This window comes from Paenibacillus vietnamensis (assembly GCF_020169515.1).
GTDB lineage: Bacteria > Bacillota > Bacilli > Paenibacillales > Paenibacillaceae > Pristimantibacillus > Pristimantibacillus vietnamensis.
In genome coordinates, this window is sequence record NZ_JAHMHW010000002.1 from 563,136 (window position 1) to 584,487 (window position 21,352).

The window sequence follows — 21,352 nt, forward strand, 5'->3', positions numbered from 1 at the left end:
CCGCATTTTTTATGACAATGAGCTTCAGGCCCTCTTTCCAGAGGCCGACAAGTGAACATATAACTAAAGAAGTCCGGCAAGGCATCTTGTATTTCCTGTCCTTTTCGTTGATACTTTGCCCTCATTAACAAAGAAATTAAAGATCCTGTTGGGGTGCTCAGACCCGCATAGGAGAAGTCACTAAGCGTTAAAAGGTACTCTACGGGAAGATTGACAGCAATTCTATTGAGAATTCAGATCCAACTTGACATGGAGCCTCAGCGGGCATGACTTCTTGCGAAAAAGGGCGATTATCACAAGGGTTTCGCATAGCTGGATAGCCAATCATGCCCACCTTCCATGTAAAGTCTTTGAAGGATCGGTTAATATTATTGCTTTGTTGTTAAACGAGACAATAATGAGATTAAATCGAAACTAGGCTCATTTATTTCCCCAATAGCGAATACGTCTGAATGCCTTCCAAAGTATTCTTTTTCAAATTTGTATTTTTCGGCTTCTCCTCCTATCAAATAAATTTTGTTATTTCGAATAATATAACCTGGGACATTTTTTCTACCAAATAAAGTGTTATCGTTATAGCATGAATCAGTAACGGTATCATAGATAATTATTTTATTCGAAAACCTGCCATTATACATTGAATTTTTTACAAGTTTATTCTTTTTTATAAAGTATCTATACGAATATCCTCCAATAAGGATAATATAACGGTCCTTATAAACGATTTCGTCATTACACGGTCCCCAATTACTTAGTCCATTACTAATATTAGTTTTAATCAACGACCATTCTTTGGTCACCGTATTATACTCCCAATTTTCATTAGTATTATAAAACCGATTAGATATGTCTTTTTTGGAAGGGATCCAACGTTGGTTTGGATATATTCCTCCGATAATATAAATCTTATCCCCAATACTCGTCATGGCGGGATTAAACCTTAGAGTACCCGGAAAGGTATCGTATTTTTCCCATCCCTTATTTAAGTTGTTAATATCCAGTCTATATAATATCCTTCCAATTTCGGTGTTTTTAACTTTGACCATTAAATGGGGACACCTATAATGTGCTTTTCTATGTGCACCACAACATATATAAATATAATTGTTTATTTTGGTCATCCCGAATCCGGTCATACTTATAGGCAAATTGGGTAATTTTGTCCATGTCCATTTATTGTCTGTATATTTTAGCGCATATCCGTCTTGTAACGTGCGGAAGGATTTTTTCCTTTTATTATTGGTTGATTTACCATGAATCCTTGTTGGCGCAAAGACGTAACCGCCATAACAATACATGGTATTGTCGATACAGACTGTTCTTCCCCCTTGTCTCCCTGTACCAGGAAATTTAGGAATGCTATTCCACGTATTTTTTTCATTCAAATCTAGGTAATAACCGTCATTTTTGAATCCTCTGATGTATTTTTTAACTTTTCTGTCACTACGGTTAGTCGCGTAAGAAAAGGGAATTCCACCATTAAATCCACACGAATATATTAATTTATTACCTATCATTCCAAAAAAAGTTTCCTCTATACCTGACGGAATACTAGTAGACTTTTTCCATTTTATCCTCATACTATTACTATTACTATTACTATTACTATTATGATTACGATTACGAATGCTGCGAATGCGGCGAATATGGCGAATGCGGCGAATATGGCGAATGCGGCGAATGCGGCGAATACGATTACGTTTCCGTTTCCGTTTCCGAATACGCATAATAAACACCTTCTCTCTTTCATATTAGGTTTAAATAATTTGAGCACCTTCAACTGATAATAGGTGTGTCAAGCAATTGGATGCAGTTCGTAAATAATTCCTTTCTAAAGGGATCTCACATTTTACAAAATTTGTAGATTAGTTTCATCATAGTATATGTCCGCGAGTTATCTTATGGAACGGCACTTGTCCATCCCAGACGCTACAGCTTTACTAAACTGCCTTGGTGCCAAATCATACAGACTAAAATAAAAAAGCCACCGTCATTGGCGGTTCCGAAAGCACCGTCAATTAAAGTGGCTGAGACATTATTAAATGAATAAAATTTCAAGCCGAGGCAGGTTCATTCAAGTAACTCTATCCGAACAAGTCCCACGTAATGGGAGTTCCCTTCCTGACATCTTTGTTCACTCGTTTCCCGATTATTATCGGATAGTATTTAGGAGGAAGACCGAATCCGGGACGGATCGCCCGCAGGTTGTCATTGTTGAGCAATTCGCCAGCCATAATATCTTTGGCCGCATAGAGGGAACGACGAAACTGCATCGATTTTAGCTCCGATCCTACGGGGCCGTAGGAAATTGCCCCCATCGCCTGCCAGGCACTCAAAGATTCTGCAACCAGCCTCTTCATTTCCTCTGGCTCCATAGAGAAAGCGGAATCCACTCCGCCGTCTGCACGGTTTAGAGTGAAATGCTTCTCGATAACAGTCGCTCCGAGAGCAACAGCGGCAACGGCAACCCCTGATCCCATCGTATGATCAGATAAACCAGCTTCACAATGAAACAGATCTCGCATATGAGGAATCGTCATCAGGTTGGTATCTTTCGGGGTTGCCGGGTACGTGCTCGTGCACTTTAACAAAACGAGCTGTTTACAGCCGGCCTCCCTTGCAGCACGAACCGTCTCATCTAACTCTGCGACACTCGCCATACCTGTCGAAATGATTAAAGGCTTACCTGTAGAGGCTGCTTTGCGGATTAACGGAAGATCTGTATTCTCAAACGATGCGATCTTGTAGCATGGAACATTCAAGGATTCCAAAAAGTCTATCGCCGTCTCATCGAATGGAGTGCTAAACCCCAAAATCCCTAGCTCCTTGCAGCGATCAAATATTGGCTTATGCCACTCCCACGGCGTATACGCTTGTTGATACAAGTCGTAGAGGGAACGGTTCTTCCACAAGCTTCCCGAATCCCCGATCACAAATTCATCTTGACTTAAATTAAGCGTCATTGTATCCGCTTTGTAGGTTTGAATTTTCAATGCATGAGCTCCTGATTTTGCGGCCTCTTCTACGATGGTGAGCGCTCTTTCCAACGACTGGTTGTGATTACCCGACATTTCCGCAATGACGAATGGTGGAGAGCCTTTCCCAATCTTCCTATCTCCAATTAAAAACTCACTCATTTATTCCCCCCTCTTCTTCAACAACATTCTATACTTTGAAAATTTTGCTGCGAAGTTCGTTCTTGATACGGAACCATTCTTCGGCTAACAATACGAAAGTCATTACTTCCTCATAACGTCCATTCTTCAAAATCTGCTTTCTTAAGCTTCCTTCTTCCCGGAATCCGAGCTTTCGATGAAAGGCAATGCTGGCAGTATTAAATACAAAAGCTTCACCGAAACATTTACTCATCAGCAAATTTTCGAAGCAATGCTCCAAGCCTAGAAATCCCATGATTGAACCGCTTCCTCGAGGGGCCTGAGGCTCACCTACGTAAAAGCCCCAATGGCAGGATTGATTCAGAGGATCAAAACCTGTGAAATTTATGAACCCCATGCTTTGTCCATCAATCTCGAAAATGCTGCAATCGGATGCGCGGGTATGCTGAATCGTCGCGTACCAAAGGCTATGCTCCTCCATCGTAATAAGTCTATCGGTATACATGTTCTCGCGAATACGATCGGAGTTACGCCATTTTAAAACAATGTCCAAATCCGATTCTTTCATAGGTCGCAGCAAATACGAACCATGGCCCGGCATCAACGATCACCGCCTATTATGGCTTCCGCGGCAAGTCCAATTCTTAGCGTTGCATTCCCACCCATTATTTCAATCGAGCACTCGCGCATTCGTTCGAGTAAACTAACATCCTCAATCGATTGCCGTATAGCTTCTGCAAGCCGTTCATCGTTCACTGTTTCATGCCATCCTAAATTAACTATAATTCCGGCTGCATGTGCCGCTTCAGCAACCCTCACTTGATTTTCAGCAACCGTGATCGTGATGGAAGGTAATTCCATAAAACATCGCTCCCAAGTCACATTCCCGACAGCTCCGATGGCCAAGTCTGCATTCGCCATTAAATCAGCCATATTCTCTACCTGACAGTGAAAAGCCACTTTTTGCATACTTTTGCATAGCAGCTTGATCTTATCCTTATTAGGATTGTTCTTACCGACGACAATATCAATATTAATTCCCTTAAGATTGAGAAGCTTGATCGCGCTTAGTGCTTTCGCCGTCTCATTTGTTGCGTCAACCCCCCCAAAAAAAACAAATATTCTTTTAACTCCAGCATTTTTACGCGCCAACCTTTTTCGAGCTTCCCGAAACTCTGGACGAAGCAAGGCAAATTGAGGCCCAAGCAGCAGCCGGCATTTTTCAGGGACTAGCGACTGATACCTCTCTTCCGGGTTCGGGAATAAATTTTGATCGAGCAGTAAATCGCAATCATGAGCCCGATTCGCAAGGTCGTCTATTACTACTATTTTTTTTACAAATGGTCTTTGTACCTTTTCCCAGCTTGCATTCAGAGTGTAATGATCGACAATTAAACAATCTGCAGGTCTATCTAGTCCCTGTAAAATCGCTTCGCTGGCTAAAGCATCATCCCCGTTCGCATGTATCCTGTATACCGGAAATCCATGCCTCTCAATCCATTCGCATAAATGCCCCGGAGACTCGCGGCAAATAAAAGACGTGTTTGCACCCATAACGGACAGCTCCGAGGCAAGCGCCATGCAGCGGTAAACATGTCCCGTTCCGATTGCGATTGACGCATCCGTGCGTATGATCACATTCATTGGCAGTCATCCATTCATTCTCCGAGTTTTTTTTGAAGCACATCCCGGTTAATCTCTATCCATTCGGGATTCGCTTTATGCAGATCGATCAAATCTTCCATTGTAAATAACGGACGATGGGGATATAAGTGCTCAATTAGGAGTTTGATTAGACTGAAATCCTCAAACGTATCGACTGTCCAGCGAAAATCATTAGCTTTATCTTTATAATCTACCGACGTAAGCCTAAATCGCTGCGGATTTTGATAAAAATAAGGAGTTACATGTTCCCGCTCCGACTCCGACTCTGCTTCATTATGAGCTTTGTACAGCGCTGCTTTTGTGAACACCTCTGTATCCATCCCGTGAGGATAACGGTTTATAAGTGTGTTAGATACATAATCGCAAGAGTCGGTACATTCCAAAAACCTTTCAATCACACGATCGATGACAACTGGATCAATAATCGGGCAATCAGCGGTCAATCTAACGATCACGTCTGCATTACACCAAACTGCGCAATCATAATACCTGGTCAACACATCATCCTCAGGTCCACGATAACATTCCATACTCAATCGCTCACACAGATCGACGATCGGTGTATCGATTTCATTCCATGTTGTAGCAACTACTATCGAATTAAGCAGCTTGGATCTTGCTACTCTTTCAAGCTGATATTCGAGAAGCGGCTTTCCTAGTACAGTTTTTAACACTTTACCTGGAAGCCTGGTCGAGCCCATTCGCGCTTGAATAATCGCCGAAATCCGCATCGCTATACTTCCTTATCCTTTGGAATAATAACTAATAACCTTCTGAACCGCTGAAATAACGTCTTCTACATCACCTTCGGTCATTGCCGGAAATAATGGCAATGTGATGATTGTCTCGTAAAGATGCTCCGATTCCGGACATAAACCTTTTGCGTATCCTAGCTTCTTGTAATAAGGGTGCCAATAAACCGGGAGGTAATGGACATTGACTCCAATGTTTTCTGCTTGAAAGGCTTCAAATATTTCCCTGCGAACCGCACTCAAATGCTCTAATTTCAAACGTAGTATATACAGATGCCACCCGGACTCATTGCCTTTCTTTTGATGAGGTAATGTTACCTGCTTTATACTGCGGAATGCATCATTGTAAAGGTCAGCAATCTGACGGCGTCTAATGATAAACTTATCCAGCTTATTCATCTGGCTTAATCCCAGAGCGGCTTGTAATTCCGTCATTCTATAGTTGTAGCCAAGTTCTTGCATTTCGTAATACCATGGACCATGACGTTCAATTAACATTGCCGGATTACGTGTGATACCGTGAGTACGAAACTGCTGCAGTTTTTCAAAATATTTATAATTGTTCGTTGCGATGACTCCGCCTTCGCCTGTAGTAATTGGTTTAACAGGATGAAAGCTAAACATCGTCATGTCGCTAACGGCACCGACCTTGCGCCCATTATATGATGCGCCGAGCGCATGTGCAGCGTCCTCGATAACAATGATTCCTTTATCTCGGGCCATTTGAATGAAGTCATCCAAATCTGCCGGCTGGCCGGTGAAATCAACCGGTATAATCGCTTTTGTCTTCTCAGTGATCAGCATTTCTACAGATTTAGGGTCTATATTATAGGTTACCGGATCAATATCCGCGAATACCGGAGTTCCACCCATGTATAAAACACAATTTGCACTGGCAGCGAATGTCATCGGTGTTGTGATTACTTCATCCCCTGCCTTGATTCCTGCAGCAAAACAGGCCGCATGAAGAGCTGCGGTACCATTTGAGAACGCAACCGCATATTTTGCACCTGTGTATTCAGCAATTGCTGATTCGAATCGTTCAACAACCGGACCTGTTGTCAAAAAATCGCTCCGCAGCACTTGGATCACCGCTTCAATATCGGCATCATCCAGCAGCTGTTTACCATAGCTAAGATATTTAGAGCGCACAGGTTCTCCGCCATGAAGAGCGAGTATTGCTTTCTCTGTCATCAACAAAACTCCCCTTAGATCAAGTTAGTTGAACGAATCCACTGTTCCGTTTTTAAAATACCTTCTTCCAATCCAACTTGGGGCTTCCATCCGAGCAGCCTCTCTGCTTTATCATAATTGCAAAGCAGCTTAGCAATTTCGCTTTGCGGATGAATATGTGGGATATGATGAATACGAGAGTCATCCTTAACAATCAGTTTAGCAAGATCATTAATGGAAATATCACGTCCAAGCCCTGCATTAACGATTTCACCATTTACCCGATCAGTGTATCCCGACCAAACGACAAATCGAGCACAGTCCTCTACATACAGCAAATCTCGGGTTTGAGTACCATCTCCATAAATATCAAGTGATTTCCCTTCCAGCTTACGCTTGATGAATATAGCGATAACACCTCCCTCTCCACCTGTTTTTTGAAAGGGGCCGTACGTATTGAATGGACGGATGACAACGACAGGCAGACCGTAGGAGTGATAATATGACAGCACCATATTTTCTGCAGCAATTTTAGCTCCAGAGTACGGCGATGCCGGCTTAATCGGGTCAGTTTCTATGATTCCTTTAGATGAGAGCGCACGATCATACACCATACATGTGCTCATGAAAACGAGCTTGACACCGTGCTTTCGGCATTGCTCTAATACAAAAAACGTACCAATAGTATCGTTTTCAAATGTTGTTAACGGATCATCAATGCTTTCCTGAACGTTGATGCTCGCCCCCAGATGGTAGCATATGTCAAAACTATTAATAAACAATTTATTTAACAAGACCGGCTCTTTAATATCACCAATTACAATTTCCATTAGATTATTATGCGACTCGAATTCTTTGATATTTTCAAGTCGACCATTGGAAAGATTATCGAGCACCCAAACCTGATGGCCGTCATCCAATAGACGCTTTACCACCCATCGACCAATGAATCCCGCACCACCAGTTACCAAGATCCTCAACTTCATTCACCCTTTCATTCAAACAAATTTGTTTCTAGTATCAGACGGCGTGTTTCCTCTATAGAAATTGGCTGCTGATTGTGAGAACTATAGGTTCCATAAGCAGCCTTAATAGCATGCGGATAATGATGTCGCTTGACGAAATTCGAAGGAATAACATACATATCGGGCATTTCCCATGCCCAACGGGATTCTTCTTCTGTCATGAGTTCTTCAAACATTTTCTCTCCAGGCCTAATACCAATTGTTTCGACCTGCATGGTCTCCGGCTTTGTCCCCAATCTTTTACAAGTCTCTTCTATTACAATTGTAGCTAAATCTTTCAAATTGATGACCGGCATCTTCAATACAAAAACCTCACCGCCTTTTGACTGTTGAAGGGCTTTAATCGTTAAAACAGTTGCTTGTTGTAATGTCATCATAAAACGGCTCATAGTAGGATCAGTCAGCGTTATTTTATTGGCTCTCTTGATTTGTTTGATGAAAAGCGGAATAACGGAACCCCTCGAGCCGATTACGTTACCGAATCTTACTATTGCGAATGTTGTCTTGCTCATTCCTTTGCTAAATTCAGCTGCCGCCACTAATCGTTCTGATGTTAGTTTTGTTGCCCCATAAGTGTTAGTCGGAGATATTGCTTTATCGGTACTTGTAAAAACAACCTTTTTTACTTTCCTAGCGATTGCTGCTTTGATTACATTATTCGTGCCAATAATATTAGTCAGCACTGCCTCGTATGGATTATATTCACACGCAGGCACATGCTTCATTGCAGCGACGTGAAATACATAGTCAATCTCTTGCATTGCGCTGCTTACTCTTTCATAATCCCTTACGTCCCCTATAAGAAAACGAACATTGAGCAGATTTCCTAACTCATTTGCCAATTCAAATTGCTTGTACTCATCCCTGCTGAATATACGAACGACCTTGGGCTGTTGTAATAAAAGATGCTTTAACAAGCTGCGGCCAATAGTACCCGTACCGCCAATAATTAATATTTTTTTATCTTTAAAAAACATTTGGCATTCTTCCTTTAAATCAAATATAGATAATATTGTATGCCAGTAATTTGTCATTGGAACGGCTGAATATGATTTATTGCTATTTTTCTGGATAAACATTCCAAGTGACTCTCAACAGTCCCTGCCGGCTGGTACAAATCATTCATGTACAAACTATGAAATATAAATTCATTTTCATGATTAGTCGCATCAGGGATTACAAGACGAATTTTTTTTTGATAGCTTTTGTAGAAGATCGATTGTACAAGCTCAGCAACATTCCTGATTGTCATCGTATCTGGTCCGAGAACATGTATTAGAGGGAATTCTATCATTCGAGGAAAAGCGAGATTGATTACTTGGCAAATGTCTAAAATAGATATAAAATTTCTTTTTTGCAGACCGGACGTTTCAAGCACAATTTCCCCAGTTAAAAAAGCCTGTTTACAGAAAGAGAAGGGAACAAGATTCCAACGGCTGAATGTGGACATATCTTTTGGCATTCCGATAAAGGAACTGGGGCGTATGACCATCCCCTTAATTTTCCCCTGCCTCATATACATGCGAACATACTCTTCGGCATGTAAATTGCTTATTCCATAGTCATCCATTGGGGCTGGTGACGACAATTCATTCATGTAACCTTCAAATTGGCCAAATACATTAATAGTAGATAAATATACAAAATGCTCGATCTGATTGCCTACGCAGAAATCTAATGCCGCTTTGGTTCCAACAATATTACAAGAAATACTATTGTATGGGTCAGCTATACAGCTTTCTTTGTTTGCGGATGCCGCATGAATAAACAAATCCACCTTCTCTGTTATACGCATTTTGGATATCGATTCAGGTTCGTCTAGATCAAAAATGATATCAGCTTTTTTATGACGGCTTGCCTTCAGCACCTTCCACCCATGTGAAGCAAAAAACTCACATGCAATCGTTCCAAAATAGCCTGAGGCGCCTGAGATCATGACGGTCTTAGTCATTTATTTGCACAGATCCGTTTCTTCATAATATCTAATTTGCTTTAGACAGATTTCTTTCACGTCTTCATTAGACATATATCCTTGAATCCATTCCACGATAAGATCGATAGACTTATTCAGCCGCCATTTTGGTTGCCAATTTAAATATGTCTTTGCTTTAGAACAATCAAGCTTTAGCAGCTTTGCTTCATGAGGCTGCCTATCCCTGCTGCCGGATATTTCAAAGCTGCCATTTAAACGGTTCATTAGCTCTTCTACTACCCATTCAACCGATTTAATATCCTGATCATCAGGACCAAAATTCCAGCTTTGGGCATACTCAGGACCATTTTCATACAAACTCTGAGCTAATAACAGATACCCGTATAGAGGCTCCAAAACATGCTGCCACGGTCTGATTGCGTTTGGATTTCTTACAATTATTTTTTCACCCTTTTCATAAGCTCTGATACAATCGGGAACAAGCCGCTCAGAAGCCCAATCTCCGCCGCCAATGACATTTCCTGCTCTAGCGGAAGCGAGGCCAACGCCATGCATTTGATATTCCGCCGGATTAAAGAAAGATTTCCGGTACGCTGACGTTACCATTTCCGAACACGCTTTACTGTTGGAATACGGGTCGTAACCCCCAAGCGGGTCATTTTCACGGTACCCCCATTGCCATTCCATATTTTCGTAGCTTTTATCCGATGTTACATTCACGATTGCTTTAGTCTTTAATCCTAATTGAACCGCATGTCTAACCGCTTCCAGTAAATAAACCGTCCCTAGTACATTTACTTCATACGTTTCAACCGGATATTGATAGGATTCTCTTACTAGCGGCTGAGCCGCCATATGAATGACAATATCCGGATTGGAAGCTATTATGGCTTGTTGAAGCATTTCGCGGTCCCTAATATCCCCTATAATGGATTTCATGGATAGGCTTAGCCTACAAAGCTCAAATAAACTTGGGGAAGAAACAGGATTTAACGCATAGCCCGTTACCTCCGCACCCAAAGCCTGCAGCCACATACAGAGCCAAGCTCCTTTAAAGCCGGTATGGCCCGTTACAAAAACCTTTTTATCCTTCCAGAAAACAGAGTCGATCAATTATCCTCCCCCCTTTAGAAGCTTTCGTTATGACCATATTTTCCAAGGCGCCCGACCCGATTTCCATAATTGTTCCAAATAATTTTTGTCCCGCAATGTATCCATAGGATGCCAAAAATTTGTATGCTTGTATGCCATTAGCTGCGATTGCCTAGCTATTTCCTCCAGTGGCTCTTTCTCAAAAACAATATGATCGTCTGATATATAATTGAATACCTCAGGCTGCAAAACGAAAAAACCGGCATTCACCCATCCGCCGTCACCTTTAATCTTCTCTGCAAATCTCTCGACACAGTTTTCCGAAGTTAGATTTAAGGCACCAAATCTTCCGCTTGGCTGGGTAGCTGTAACGGTAGCAAGCTTGCCGTGTGATTGATGATATTCGACAAGCTGACGGATATCAATATCACCGACTCCATCCCCGTATGTCATCATGAATGGTTCGTTTCCAACATACTTTTGGATCCGCTTCAGCCTTCCGCCCGTCATGGAATCCTTGCCTGTATCTGCAAGTGTTACCGACCACGGTTCCGTCGAATGGTTATGAATGATCATTTCATTTCCATTTGTAAAGTTAAACGTAACATCAGAATTGTATAGGAAATAATTAGAAAAATACTCTTTAATGATTTCCCCTTTGTAGCCTAGGCAAATAATAAATTCGTTGTATCCATAAAAAGAGTAAATCTTCATTATATTCCAAATAATCGGGTACTCACCTATTTTTATCATTGGTTTTGGCTTCAGATCCGTTTCTTCACTAATCCGAGTGCCTAATCCGCCCGCTAAAATGACAACTTTCATGAAGGTCTCCTCTTTTCATAAGCTTCATAAAGCTTTTCCACCATATAATTGAGCATTTCGTCACTAATACCGGGATGAACGCCCAACCAGAACGTCCGCTCCATTATCGTATCCGTGTTTGTTAACTGACCGACGATACGATGAGGGATATTTTTATAAGCAGGCTGTCTTAATAGATTCCCTGCAAAAAGCAGGCGCGTTCCGATAAAGTTTTGCTCCAAATATTGTACGAGTTGATTTCGGGTTAAAGGCGATTCTGATCGAAGGGTAATGGGAAATCCAAAAGGGCTAGGCTCGCTATTAGGTGTTTCCTTCGGTAAAATCAGCATATCCTGAAGCTCTGCGAGTCCTTCTCGCAGTGCTTGATAATTTTCCCTTCGTTTTGAGATAAAGCCTTGTAATTTCTTCAACTGGGACACTCCGATGGCAGCCTGCATATCTGAAACTTTTAAATTATAACCGATATGGCTATACGTATATTTATGATCATAGCCTGAAGGCAGATCGCCTAGATTCCAAGAAAATCTCTTTCCGCAAGTATTGTCTTTCCCAGGATCGCACCAGCAATCGCGGCCCCAATCCCGGAATGACTCCACAATTTTTTTAAGCTTGGCATTGGAAGTCAGTACGGCTCCCCCTTCGCCCATCGTAATATGATGAGCCGGATAGAAGCTGACGGTCGCCAAGTCGCCAAAGGTCCCAACCTTTTTCCCTGCATATTCTGCACCAACCGCATCGCATGTATCTTCAATCAGCCATAGCTGATATTTGTCTGCAATCCGCTTTACAGTTGACAAATCAAACGGATTTCCGAGCGTATGTGCGACCATAATCGCCTTTGTGCGGGGACTGATCGCAGCTTCCAGCTGTGTGGTATCTATATTGTAAGTCGGGATGTCAACATCCAGAAAAACCGGAATCAGCTGATTCTGAAGAATGGGATTTACCGTCGTTGGGAAACCGGCCGCAACCGTAATCACTTCATCGCCGGGCTTCAGCCTGCGTTCCCCTAATGTTTCTGATGTCAATGCCGTCAGGGCAAGCAAATTAGCGCTTGATCCGGAATTAGTTAAAAGTGAATACTTACAGTCCATGGCTTGTGCAAATTCCTTCTCGAAGCGCCCGGCAAACCTTCCTGCCGTCAACCAAAAATCAAGCGATGAATCTACCAGATGCAGCAGATCCTCAGCATCAAACGTTTTTCCGCTGACCGGAATATAATCTATCCCGGGAACAAAATCTTTTTTTACCCATTTTTTTTCATAAAATTGCTCGGTTAATTTTAAAATTTGCATTCGAAGCTCATTGTGTGATAAATCGATTGTTATCTCCTCCTCGGCTTGGTTTTCAATGATTGTTGAAGAAATAACAGATCCTGCTTCTTAATTTTCGGATCCCGCCTATATTCCATATAAAAATCCAACCTGTCGGAATGTCGCTCTTTCATTCTTGCAGGCTGATTTCTTTCACCTCTTGGACTTGTAGACCTCTCAATATAATGGTTAATTTCGATTAAAGCATCATAGCCCTTTTTAGCAATATGCAAAGATAAACGTGCTTCCCCCGTCCAGAAATTTTTGGCATAGTATTCGCTGCCTTGAATCGCTTCATTGCGGTATACCGTGACAGGAGGGGCCGGCATATAACGAAGACTCCCGATGAACGAGTAATAATCCTTGCTTCGCATAAAGCCTCTGCCGTTAAATACTTTTTGAAAAGCCTTCATGGGAACAAAATGAATGACGCCAACGTTAGGGTTGCGTTCAAACAATTCTACAACTCTTTCAAAGTAAGAAGGCTGAATGTAATGATCACCGCCGTGCAAAGTAACGACATACTTACCTGTGGCCTTGGACAGGGCAAGATTAGAATTTAATCTCCAGCCCAGATTAATTTCATTTCTCCATATTTTGATCCTTTCATCCTTATAACTTTCTATGATTTGTGATGTTCCGTCCGTAGAACAATTATCTGTAATGATTAACTCAAAGTTTTTGAATGATTGAAACAAAATACTTTGAATTGTGTGGTCAATCGTGTCCTTTTCATTAAAAACAGGAAGGCAAATACTCAGGACAGGTTCTTCACAATTGAATAACAAAAAATCACCCTCTTGTATTTATCCAAGTTTCAATCGCACGTTTTCCGCTTAGCAGGCTTTGATCACTCCATAGATAGTCCCATTCTCCGAATCGCCCGATCGGAATGATGCCAATGCTATGCAAATACTGTTTAACATGGTCTCGCCTTGAGGTCATCCCATGATGGAACACAACATTGGCATAAGGCTCTACTCTCACATCGGTGAATAAAATTTCATCTTCTGTTGCGAGTTTCATCGTTTTCAAGCTTTGAACCACATGCGCTAACACGTTGGAATAAGAGAAAGGAAGCGGCTTATATTTTGAGTAGTAAATTTCGAATTGCAGCGAGCTGCAATCCTTCGGAGCATTGTTTGGAGATTTTTGGCTCGGTGAATAAACGCGCGATGCCAGAATCGACTCATCGTAAATGTAGAACCAAAGGGCATCAACGATTTTTGGTTTATTAAATCCTACGGAAACCAAGGCAACGGATGTTGCAAATAAGCTTTCTGCCGCATCCGCGATTTCTTTAGGCACTCCCTCAATCATCGGAATAATATCAGGTAAAGGTATACTGCTTACCAGCTGCTCGTAGTACGCTCGAGTTCCGTCCGTAAATTCCACATATTTTAATTTAGGATGAATTCGAAAGGCTCTCTTATTAAAGCGAATATCAGCCCCTGCAGCCATCGGGTCAATAAAAGCCTTATATCCGCCATTAACGGGATATCGCATTTCTTTAGCATAATACGTGTTATCAGTTTGGCTGGACATTGCTCCTTCAAGTACCTCTTCCAAAGAAGGACGGTACATTCGATTACCGATCCACTTCGTGCTCAGCATCTCCGGCGGCACGGTCCAATATTTCTTTGTGTAAGCGGCAGGATATCGATTCGCAATGTAATCGCCATATTGATGACGCAGCCAATCCATATAATCTTTGGGAGCAGCCAGATTCGGACGATTGATAAAGCTCATAATGGCCTGAATCTTATCTTGGACATCCAACGGATATAAGTTGTTTTGAACCGGATGCTTGAGCCATATTCCTTTTTCGTAATTGAAAGGATTAGGGGTATGGGTCAGATAAGGGGTTTGATCAAATAGGGATCGGACATAATGATTTGTTGTAAAAGAAAGATGAATGGCCCGGTCGAATCGAAAACCGTCAATGACAAAATTGTCGAGCAGACCTCCCCAATAGCTTTGGGCCTCAAATATAACTGCACTTTTACCGGACAACCTTGCATGATAAGCAGCCGAGAGCCCGGCGACACCTCCTCCGAGTATGACGATTTCATTCATAGCTGTCTTCCATATCTAGATGATCCCGAGAAAATGTCTCTCCTGCGGCAACTTGCTGCTTTATCGTCTTACCTATTAGTTGTTCAAAATCTTTAGGGGCCATATCCGACCATTGCTCCGTCCGCCTGAATTGAATGTCCTTCTCCGTTATAATCGCCCCCGCAGGCAAATCACGCGCCGCTACCATCTGTTTGCGCGAATGAACGTATTTTTTCTCATCTTCTTTCAGTTCAAAGACCGGGGATCCGCACATCAATGAAATTAAATTCGTTTTTTCAGTAAACTGAACGAAAGATTTTGCTGCTATGGCGGAATCGTCGTCTATGCGTTTGTTATCAAAATCCAACGTAACATGCTGTTCAAATACTCTCGCACCTAATCCATATGCGGAGGCGTAGGCAAGGTACCTCTCGTTTTCGGCATGCGCCGCCGTATGGTCGGCATATCCTACCGGAACGTTAAATAACCTTTCGTACATCGGAATCTTTTGCAGCTGAAGAGAAGACGGCGGCGTGGGGTACTGCTGAATGCCGTACATGAACACGATATTTTTTTTAGGCGACAAAAACCTCATCGTATATTCAACGTCGGTCAAAGTCGCCCCTCCAACGCCGACCAATAAAGGCTGATCCGCGCGGGACAGCTTTCTTAGCATATAAGCATCATGAAGGCTGGCCGCATGGATCGCTAAAACGTCGACTTTTTCTTCTATTAAAAATTCCAGTCCCGGCAGCTCGTCAGCCAAGCCTACGATGGCAAGACCATTCCTCCGGCAGCGTTCGAACACTTCCCTCCATTGCTCCCGGGTAAACAGCCATTGCTGCAAGCGTGCGAACAAGGAATGATTGACCGTCATGTACGCATCCAATTCCAGCATGATATGGAGCTTCACCGCATCCGCTCCGGACAATTTCAATGCATCGATCATTTGCAGCATATAAGGCAGGCTGCCTTCATGGTTATAGGCGGTTTCCGCAATCCGGTAGATGGAGGCGGGCTTCTCCTCACGCAAACTAAAGTATGTCTTTAAATCTACCATTCTATTTTCGACCCCTTCATTAGCTTCTATATATTTGTTCCTTCAGCAGGAGCAGGCGCTCCGATTGTACCTGATAGAGCTGCTCAATTTCCGTTTTTTTATCCGATGCAAGCTGCTTTTGCACAATGTCCCGGTTGAATACCGAAGCATAAGAAAGGCTGTCTATCACGTTTAAAACGGAGCCGAGACCGTTCCGGTCGCCAAGCCTGTCACCTAACAGCTGCAAATACTGCAAATCCTCAAAAGTATCAAGAGTAAGCCTTACGTCCCGGTATTCCTCTTTGCGGGCTTTTATAACCCGAACGTCAAAGATTTGGGGCTGATTCAGCCAGTACCCCCATATTTCGGTATCCGAATCCGTGCCTTCCTTAAACTTAACTACCGTTTTTAAGGCTTCGTAACGGATGCCATAGGTTGAAACGCCGAGCGGAAGTCCTTCCACATACATGAAATCCGGCTTGCGCAGAAGCGCCTCATTCGTCAACAGATCGGCATACTCGACTGAGAAAAACGGATTATCCGCAGTGATAGACAATACATAATCAAATCTGTAAAATGTGGCAGCTTCGTACAGCCGAAGAAGCACATCGTCCGGGTGGCCCATAAAATAATGTATTCCCCGGGCATGCGCTGCTTCGACTAAAGGAGCATCCTGCGGATGGGTCGAGGTGCACAGCACAACCTGGTCGACCCTGCTCACCCGCTTGGCCCTTTCAATGACGTGATCGATAACCGGCTTTGTCCCGATCGGAAGCAACAGCTTAAGCGGGAGTCTGGTAGATTTTAATCTAGCCGTAATCAGCACGCCGATTCTCATAACATAACCCTCCCCAATGAAAATCAATCTTTTATTTTTTCTCTCTTAAAAGTTAATATATTCTATTATTCGCGCAAGCGATCTGATCTAGACGGCTGATTCAAAGTATAAAATTAATCCAAAATTGGTTGTCTGCCTGCTGGCATTCGATAACGGTCACTCATACGATACATAAGAGAATATCTCCGCAAGTTCAAGGGAGAGTCGATTGCCATGAAGGGCGCTTACAACATGTCAGGGAGGTAAAATAGATGAATAACTCGCAGCTTCGAGCTTACGACCTGACTGCCAATTTTTTTCATACGTTCCGCAGCGTCAGGTACAAGCACGTTCCTGTCGTCAGGGCGATGGCTTATCCATTCCATCTGAAAGCCGTCAAATCTTTCAGAGGCTCAAAGCGGACAGGTCTGCGGTTCATTCGCAGCCCACGCCAAATGTACGACAGGCTAGTGGCAAGCGATCACATCACTGCTGTTCCATATAAAGCTGGCCGTACAAATGCTAAAACGATTTTTAGTTCATTAGTTATAGATGGGTTAGGCGTCAGCATGAAACAAAATATCGTTTGCATCGAAAAGAAAAACCGCCGCCGACTCAAAGCCCCCTATTATAATCCTGAAGCGTCAGGCCGCCTTCAGACCGGCCAATACAACCGTTTACTCGGACAAATCAAGTCGATCGTCAGAACAAAAGGCGTGCATCCTTATTTCAAGCGCAAAGCGTTCATGATCTGGATTAAACCTCAGCTTCGCTCGGTGATGCGGAAAATCGACGGTATCGATCAATTGCTTTCGGGCAATAACATCAAGGCGATCGTTCAATCCTCCTCTGTGAATCCCATGGGTTACCTTCTTGTGCATATGGGCCGGCAGCGCCGTATTCCGACGTTAAATATTCAATACGGATTAATCGATACTTATCAGATTTTATCTACGAACGCGGATCATTACGTTGCATGGGGGGAACAGCACAGAAAACGGCTTACGAGGTATGGGACCCCTTACCATAAATTTCATTTAATCGGAAACCCGAGATTCGATTCCATTTTCAACGGCCGGTGGATAAGCAAGTCGCAATTGATGAATAAAATGGGACTGAACGGGTCTAAAACAGTGTTTGTTTATCCCGAGCAGCCATTGAAGATGAAGCATAACCGGATCGTGATGCAGCGAATCATTCGCGCTTTACTGCCCTATCGCAAACAAGTCGCGCTGCTCGTCAAAAGACATCCCCGTCAAAAAAGCAGCGGACTCTCTCCCGGCATGATGCGAAAATATCCGTTTGCAAAGCTGATTCGTAATCGTTCCCTTCATCTATACGATCTCTTGAACAGCGCCGATGCGGTCTTTGTGCAGTTTTCCACTACGGGTCTCGAAGCGATGTTGTTCCGTAAGCCTGTTATCGCACTGGCCTTCTTCCCTAATACGAACAAACACGAATACTCTTATTACGCTTCAAGCAACCTGATTGCTTCCGCAAGGAGAGAAAACCAGCTTCGCACAATTGTTTCAAAATATATGAATAAAAACTCCTATCGCAGTCTTATGCTGAATCAGCAGCAAAAATATCTACTCGGCGCCTATAGCGGCAATACTAACGCAAGAAAAAGCATAAAAAAATTAATGGCTTCTATTAAAGGCAGCAAAATAGATATGACAACTGCCGTTATCCCTGTCAGGGCCGATGCTTACTGTCCGGATTTTTTGATCGAACAAACGATTCAGGCGGCGCAAAATAGCCGAATGATTCAGCATATTGTACTCGCAACTGACCGGACGGATTTGCCTGCAAATATAGTTCAGAATAATGTGGAAATCAAAACCATGACGCTTAATGATCCCTTACTCTATTCCGAAAATGGTTCGTACTCGGAGCTTTGCCTGCAAGTTCTTCAACAAAATTCTTCAGCTATTGATCTAACTGAGAAAGTCGTTATCTTACCGCCTGCTTTCCCTTCAAGAACGGGAACGCATATTGCAAGAGCGCTGCAATTGTTCAATGCCGGCAGTGCAGACACTCTGATCAGTCTCAGTCCCTCAACTGAAGCGGAAGCCGGCAGCAGCTTTAATCCAAACGGAGCAATTGTTATTACCAAGGCATCGGCACTGCAACAATACGGTAATATGCCGGATGATAAAGTGATGTATTATAAAATGAATTCGGAGTCTTCATTCGAAGTAGTTACGGAAGAGGATGCGCAATACGCTCAAGCGAATATGCTCAATAAAACTCAAGCGGTACGATTAAAGCGAAGAAAAAGACGGAAAAGAATTTCGGCAAAAAAAAGATTAAGACCGAAAAGGAAATAGCTGGATATGATCAAATCATAACAAAAAATACCGGTATGGGTACACAAGACCTATACCGGTATTAGTTTTATCGTTCAATCAAACAGGATACGTCCGTCACTTCCGCCGGCGCCACCCGCACTATTGTCTCCAGCTTTCGCCGGAAAAATCCGCTCAGCCATTGCATTAAATTCGGCTACAAAACCCTGAATCGGGTGTCCAAGCTTCACGTCCTGCATATACGCATTCATGCGTCCGACGAAATCCGGATTGGCCGACACGTACACCTGATTGACGTCAGGCCTTAACCGCCTAACCTCACCTGCGATTTCGTCCTTTATTTGATCGGTAAGCTTATCATATCCCGTTGACAGGCCGCTCATTCGTTTGTTCAGGCGTACGCCGTCTTCGCCCTGTCGTCCGATATTGGAACGGCTCATCGTATTCGGGTCGCCGGCGGGCCCTTCCTCATCCAAAGATACCGCAATATAAGCATTATCGTCGGTCAGCATGACGTAACAGGATTTTACAGCCTGCATTTGCTTAATGCTCTCCGCAATGGTATCGCTCATTTCCAGCCTGTAGTTTTTATGGGATCCAATCACATTATTGCTGTTAAGTCTGCGGCCGTTTTGTCGGTTCATTTCATTCATCTGGTCGTTCGCGAACCGTTTATCTCTGAGGAGATTTCCGTTCGCATCGTATCTGATGCTGTTAGAGCGTATGTTTTTATTCCCCAAATCCCCCTGGTTGTCCGAACATCCCGCAAGCATTGTGCTAAGCAAAACGCCTGCGGATAAAGCCATGATCCGTTTGCGCATTCCGCCATTCCTCCATTCCGGTTTGACCAGTCTTCAGGCCCTCTCTTAGCGTTCGCTTTTTGCTTTCCGGCTATTCGCGTTCCACCGCATCAAAAATCGTCCCAAATCTTCTGAAATTCCTCGAGCAGCTGCTTTTTGCCGATTTGTTTGCCGATGTAAGCCTGAATTTGAGTCGCCATCTGTGAAGTGTTCGCTTCATAGCCGGGGAACCGCTGCCACATCCAAGGGAGAATTTTTCCTTCCCTTGTATACTTGATAATATCCGCCGCCAAAGGGCCAAGCTGCTCTTCGCTGGCCGGAATGCTTTTGAATGCAGGAATCAATTTGGCGTCCTCAACGATGAATTTTGTGCCTGCATCCGAGGTAACCAGCCAATTAAGGAAGGTCTTAGCCTCTTCCTTCACTTGGGAGGTCTTGCTCACCACCCAGTAGTTCGCTACGCCAACCGGAAGTTTATCCATCGCGGCAGCATTATCGTTAATCGGCATCGGTAAGAAACCGATCTCTATTTTCGGATTGATCCGGTCGATTTGCAGCTGCGTCCAGATGCCCTGCTGCATCATGGCCGCCTTTCCTTGCGCGAAGTTCGTTACCTGTGTGTTGTAGTCCGTTTGAAGCGAATTTTGCTGTCCGTATTCGACCGTCAAATCGACCAGCTTCAGCCATTGCTCAAACTTCTCGTTACCGATCAGCTTCTGCTTTCCGTTCATCACATTTTCAACAAAAGCAACCGGATCAGACTGATGGGAAAAGGCAACGTTCAGCAAATGATTGCCGACGACCCACCATTCCCCATAACCATTCTCGAAAGGCCGGATGCCTGCCGCTTTGAGCTTCTCTGCCGCTTCCTGCAGCTCTGTCAACGTTTTCGGCGGATCGGTTATGCCGGCTTGGCTGAACAAAGTCTTATTATAAATGAAGCCCCAACCTTCCACCGCAAGCGGCATACCGTAGATTTTTTCGTCTTTTGTAATCGCCGGTTTCGCGAGCTCGACAATATCCCCGACCCAAGGCTGATCGGACAGATCTTCAAGGTGTTCCTCCCAAAGATCCAAATCGCTGTGCCCCGCAACAAAAAAAATATCGGGTTTGTCGCCGGAGTTAAATCTCGTCTTTAGCCCCGCGCTGTAGTCACAGCCGCCGCCGCACGTATCGACTTCGATTTTCACGCCGGTTTCCTTCTCGAATTCCCCGATTAGATTGTTCAGTTGTTCGGCCATTTCCACTTTAAAATTGTATAGCTTTACCGTTTTCTCTGTCATGCCGGCTGTCGAATTTCCATCTTCATTTTCACTTGCCGTACTATCTTCGCTCTTGTCGCATCCTGCAGCGAACAGAGCGATCATGAACAGCATAGTCACGAGGACCCCTAACTTGCGGTTTATCATACGTCTCGATTTTCACCTTCGTCCGTTGG

At 43.5% G+C, this 21,352-nt stretch carries 19 protein-coding genes; 1 reads left to right on the top strand and 18 read right to left on the bottom strand.

Annotated elements, in window-relative coordinates; genetic code table 11:
* Positions 1-368: 368 nt before the first annotated feature.
* From KP806_RS07835 to KP806_RS07910, 16 genes are all read right to left on the bottom strand, one after another.
* Entirely contained in the window at positions 369-1,727 is a 1,359-nt protein-coding gene (locus KP806_RS07835) for a kelch repeat-containing protein (RefSeq protein WP_224723008.1), read from the bottom strand.
* Between the two features lie 357 nt (positions 1,728-2,084).
* Complete coding sequence (gene pseI, locus KP806_RS07840; protein ID WP_224723009.1) at positions 2,085-3,137, bottom strand: pseudaminic acid synthase; 1,053 nt, start codon at positions 3,135-3,137, stop codon at positions 2,085-2,087.
* Between the two features lie 28 nt (positions 3,138-3,165).
* Positions 3,166-3,717: a UDP-4-amino-4,6-dideoxy-N-acetyl-beta-L-altrosamine N-acetyltransferase gene (pseH, locus tag KP806_RS07845; protein ID WP_224723010.1), complete on the bottom strand. Its 552-nt coding sequence runs from the start codon at positions 3,715-3,717 to the stop codon at positions 3,166-3,168.
* Positions 3,717-4,760: a UDP-2,4-diacetamido-2,4,6-trideoxy-beta-L-altropyranose hydrolase gene (gene pseG, locus KP806_RS07850; protein WP_224723011.1), complete on the bottom strand. Its 1,044-nt coding sequence runs from the start codon at positions 4,758-4,760 to the stop codon at positions 3,717-3,719. The genes pseH and pseG overlap by 1 nt, the downstream gene beginning before the upstream one ends.
* 14 nt (positions 4,761-4,774) lie before the next feature.
* Positions 4,775-5,512 (bottom strand): cytidylyltransferase domain-containing protein, encoded by a 738-nt coding sequence (locus tag KP806_RS07855; RefSeq protein ID WP_224723012.1) that lies wholly within the window; start codon positions 5,510-5,512, stop codon positions 4,775-4,777.
* A 12-nt stretch (positions 5,513-5,524) separates the two neighbouring features.
* The gene (pseC, locus tag KP806_RS07860; RefSeq protein ID WP_224723013.1) at positions 5,525-6,727 is read right to left on the bottom strand and encodes a UDP-4-amino-4,6-dideoxy-N-acetyl-beta-L-altrosamine transaminase; all 1,203 of its coding nucleotides are present in this window, start codon (positions 6,725-6,727) and stop codon (positions 5,525-5,527) included.
* A 14-nt stretch (positions 6,728-6,741) separates the two neighbouring features.
* Positions 6,742-7,686, bottom strand: coding sequence for a dTDP-glucose 4,6-dehydratase (locus KP806_RS07865; protein ID WP_224723014.1), 945 nt, complete (start codon positions 7,684-7,686; stop codon positions 6,742-6,744).
* Between the two features lie 14 nt (positions 7,687-7,700).
* Positions 7,701-8,708: an SDR family NAD(P)-dependent oxidoreductase gene (locus tag KP806_RS07870; protein ID WP_224723116.1), complete on the bottom strand. Its 1,008-nt coding sequence runs from the start codon at positions 8,706-8,708 to the stop codon at positions 7,701-7,703.
* A gap of 53 nt (positions 8,709-8,761) precedes the next feature.
* Positions 8,762-9,682, bottom strand: a complete 921-nt coding sequence (locus tag KP806_RS07875; RefSeq protein WP_224723015.1) for an NAD-dependent epimerase/dehydratase family protein — start codon at positions 9,680-9,682, stop codon at positions 8,762-8,764.
* Positions 9,683-10,777: a CDP-glucose 4,6-dehydratase gene (gene rfbG / locus KP806_RS07880; protein WP_224723016.1), complete on the bottom strand. Its 1,095-nt coding sequence runs from the start codon at positions 10,775-10,777 to the stop codon at positions 9,683-9,685.
* A 27-nt stretch (positions 10,778-10,804) separates the two neighbouring features.
* Positions 10,805-11,581, bottom strand: coding sequence for a glucose-1-phosphate cytidylyltransferase (gene rfbF, locus KP806_RS07885; protein WP_224723017.1), 777 nt, complete (start codon positions 11,579-11,581; stop codon positions 10,805-10,807).
* Positions 11,578-12,948 carry a lipopolysaccharide biosynthesis protein RfbH gene (gene rfbH / locus KP806_RS07890; RefSeq protein WP_318153515.1) on the bottom strand — a complete coding sequence of 457 codons (1,371 nt, stop codon included), beginning with the start codon at positions 12,946-12,948 and terminating at the stop codon, positions 11,578-11,580. Before rfbH ends, rfbF begins: the two co-directional genes overlap by 4 nt.
* A complete protein-coding gene (locus KP806_RS07895; RefSeq protein ID WP_224723018.1) occupies positions 12,906-13,682 on the bottom strand; it encodes a glycosyltransferase family 2 protein in 777 nt (258 codons plus the stop codon). Before KP806_RS07895 ends, rfbH begins: the two co-directional genes overlap by 43 nt.
* Before the next feature lie 4 nt (positions 13,683-13,686).
* Positions 13,687-14,970 carry a protoporphyrinogen/coproporphyrinogen oxidase gene (locus KP806_RS07900; protein WP_224723019.1) on the bottom strand — a complete coding sequence of 428 codons (1,284 nt, stop codon included), beginning with the start codon at positions 14,968-14,970 and terminating at the stop codon, positions 13,687-13,689.
* Positions 14,963-16,009 carry an N-acetylneuraminate synthase family protein gene (locus KP806_RS07905; protein ID WP_224723020.1) on the bottom strand — a complete coding sequence of 349 codons (1,047 nt, stop codon included), beginning with the start codon at positions 16,007-16,009 and terminating at the stop codon, positions 14,963-14,965. The genes KP806_RS07900 and KP806_RS07905 overlap by 8 nt, the downstream gene beginning before the upstream one ends.
* Positions 16,010-16,028: 19 nt before the next feature.
* Positions 16,029-16,826, bottom strand: a complete 798-nt coding sequence (locus KP806_RS07910; RefSeq protein ID WP_224723021.1) for a cytidylyltransferase domain-containing protein — start codon at positions 16,824-16,826, stop codon at positions 16,029-16,031.
* A gap of 251 nt (positions 16,827-17,077) precedes the next feature.
* Between KP806_RS07910 and KP806_RS07915 the strand changes: the two genes are divergently transcribed.
* A complete protein-coding gene (locus tag KP806_RS07915; RefSeq protein WP_224723022.1) occupies positions 17,078-19,135 on the top strand; it encodes a hypothetical protein in 2,058 nt (685 codons plus the stop codon).
* Between the two features lie 74 nt (positions 19,136-19,209).
* Here the strand turns inward: KP806_RS07915 and KP806_RS07920 are convergent, their stop codons facing one another.
* Positions 19,210-19,935: a YhcN/YlaJ family sporulation lipoprotein gene (locus KP806_RS07920; RefSeq protein WP_224723023.1), complete on the bottom strand. Its 726-nt coding sequence runs from the start codon at positions 19,933-19,935 to the stop codon at positions 19,210-19,212.
* An 89-nt stretch (positions 19,936-20,024) separates the two neighbouring features.
* Entirely contained in the window at positions 20,025-21,290 is a 1,266-nt protein-coding gene (locus tag KP806_RS07925; RefSeq protein ID WP_224723024.1) for an ABC transporter substrate-binding protein, read from the bottom strand.
* Positions 21,291-21,352: the final 62 nt, after the last annotated feature.

Excerpts from the sequence above, each read along its gene's own strand:
- KP806_RS07835 (WP_224723008.1), bottom strand. The coding sequence starts at position 1,727 with ATGCGTATTCGGAAACGGAAACGGAAACGTAATCGTATTCGCCGCATT.
- pseI (WP_224723009.1), bottom strand. The coding sequence starts at position 3,137 with ATGAGTGAGTTTTTAATTGGAGATAGGAAGATTGGGAAAGGCTCTCCA.
- pseH (WP_224723010.1), bottom strand. The coding sequence starts at position 3,717 with ATGCCGGGCCATGGTTCGTATTTGCTGCGACCTATGAAAGAATCGGAT.
- pseG (WP_224723011.1), bottom strand. The coding sequence starts at position 4,760 with ATGAATGTGATCATACGCACGGATGCGTCAATCGCAATCGGAACGGGA.
- KP806_RS07855 (WP_224723012.1), bottom strand. The coding sequence starts at position 5,512 with ATGCGGATTTCGGCGATTATTCAAGCGCGAATGGGCTCGACCAGGCTT.
- pseC (WP_224723013.1), bottom strand. The coding sequence starts at position 6,727 with ATGACAGAGAAAGCAATACTCGCTCTTCATGGCGGAGAACCTGTGCGC.
- KP806_RS07870 (WP_224723116.1), bottom strand. The coding sequence starts at position 8,708 with ATGTTTTTTAAAGATAAAAAAATATTAATTATTGGCGGTACGGGTACT.
- KP806_RS07875 (WP_224723015.1), bottom strand. The coding sequence starts at position 9,682 with ATGACTAAGACCGTCATGATCTCAGGCGCCTCAGGCTATTTTGGAACG.
- rfbF (WP_224723017.1), bottom strand. The coding sequence starts at position 11,581 with ATGAAAGTTGTCATTTTAGCGGGCGGATTAGGCACTCGGATTAGTGAA.
- KP806_RS07900 (WP_224723019.1), bottom strand. The coding sequence starts at position 14,970 with ATGAATGAAATCGTCATACTCGGAGGAGGTGTCGCCGGGCTCTCGGCT.
- KP806_RS07905 (WP_224723020.1), bottom strand. The coding sequence starts at position 16,009 with ATGGTAGATTTAAAGACATACTTTAGTTTGCGTGAGGAGAAGCCCGCC.
- KP806_RS07910 (WP_224723021.1), bottom strand. The coding sequence starts at position 16,826 with ATGAGAATCGGCGTGCTGATTACGGCTAGATTAAAATCTACCAGACTC.
- KP806_RS07915 (WP_224723022.1), top strand. The coding sequence starts at position 17,078 with ATGAATAACTCGCAGCTTCGAGCTTACGACCTGACTGCCAATTTTTTT.
- KP806_RS07920 (WP_224723023.1), bottom strand. The coding sequence starts at position 19,935 with ATGCGCAAACGGATCATGGCTTTATCCGCAGGCGTTTTGCTTAGCACA.
- KP806_RS07925 (WP_224723024.1), bottom strand. The coding sequence starts at position 21,290 with ATGCTGTTCATGATCGCTCTGTTCGCTGCAGGATGCGACAAGAGCGAA.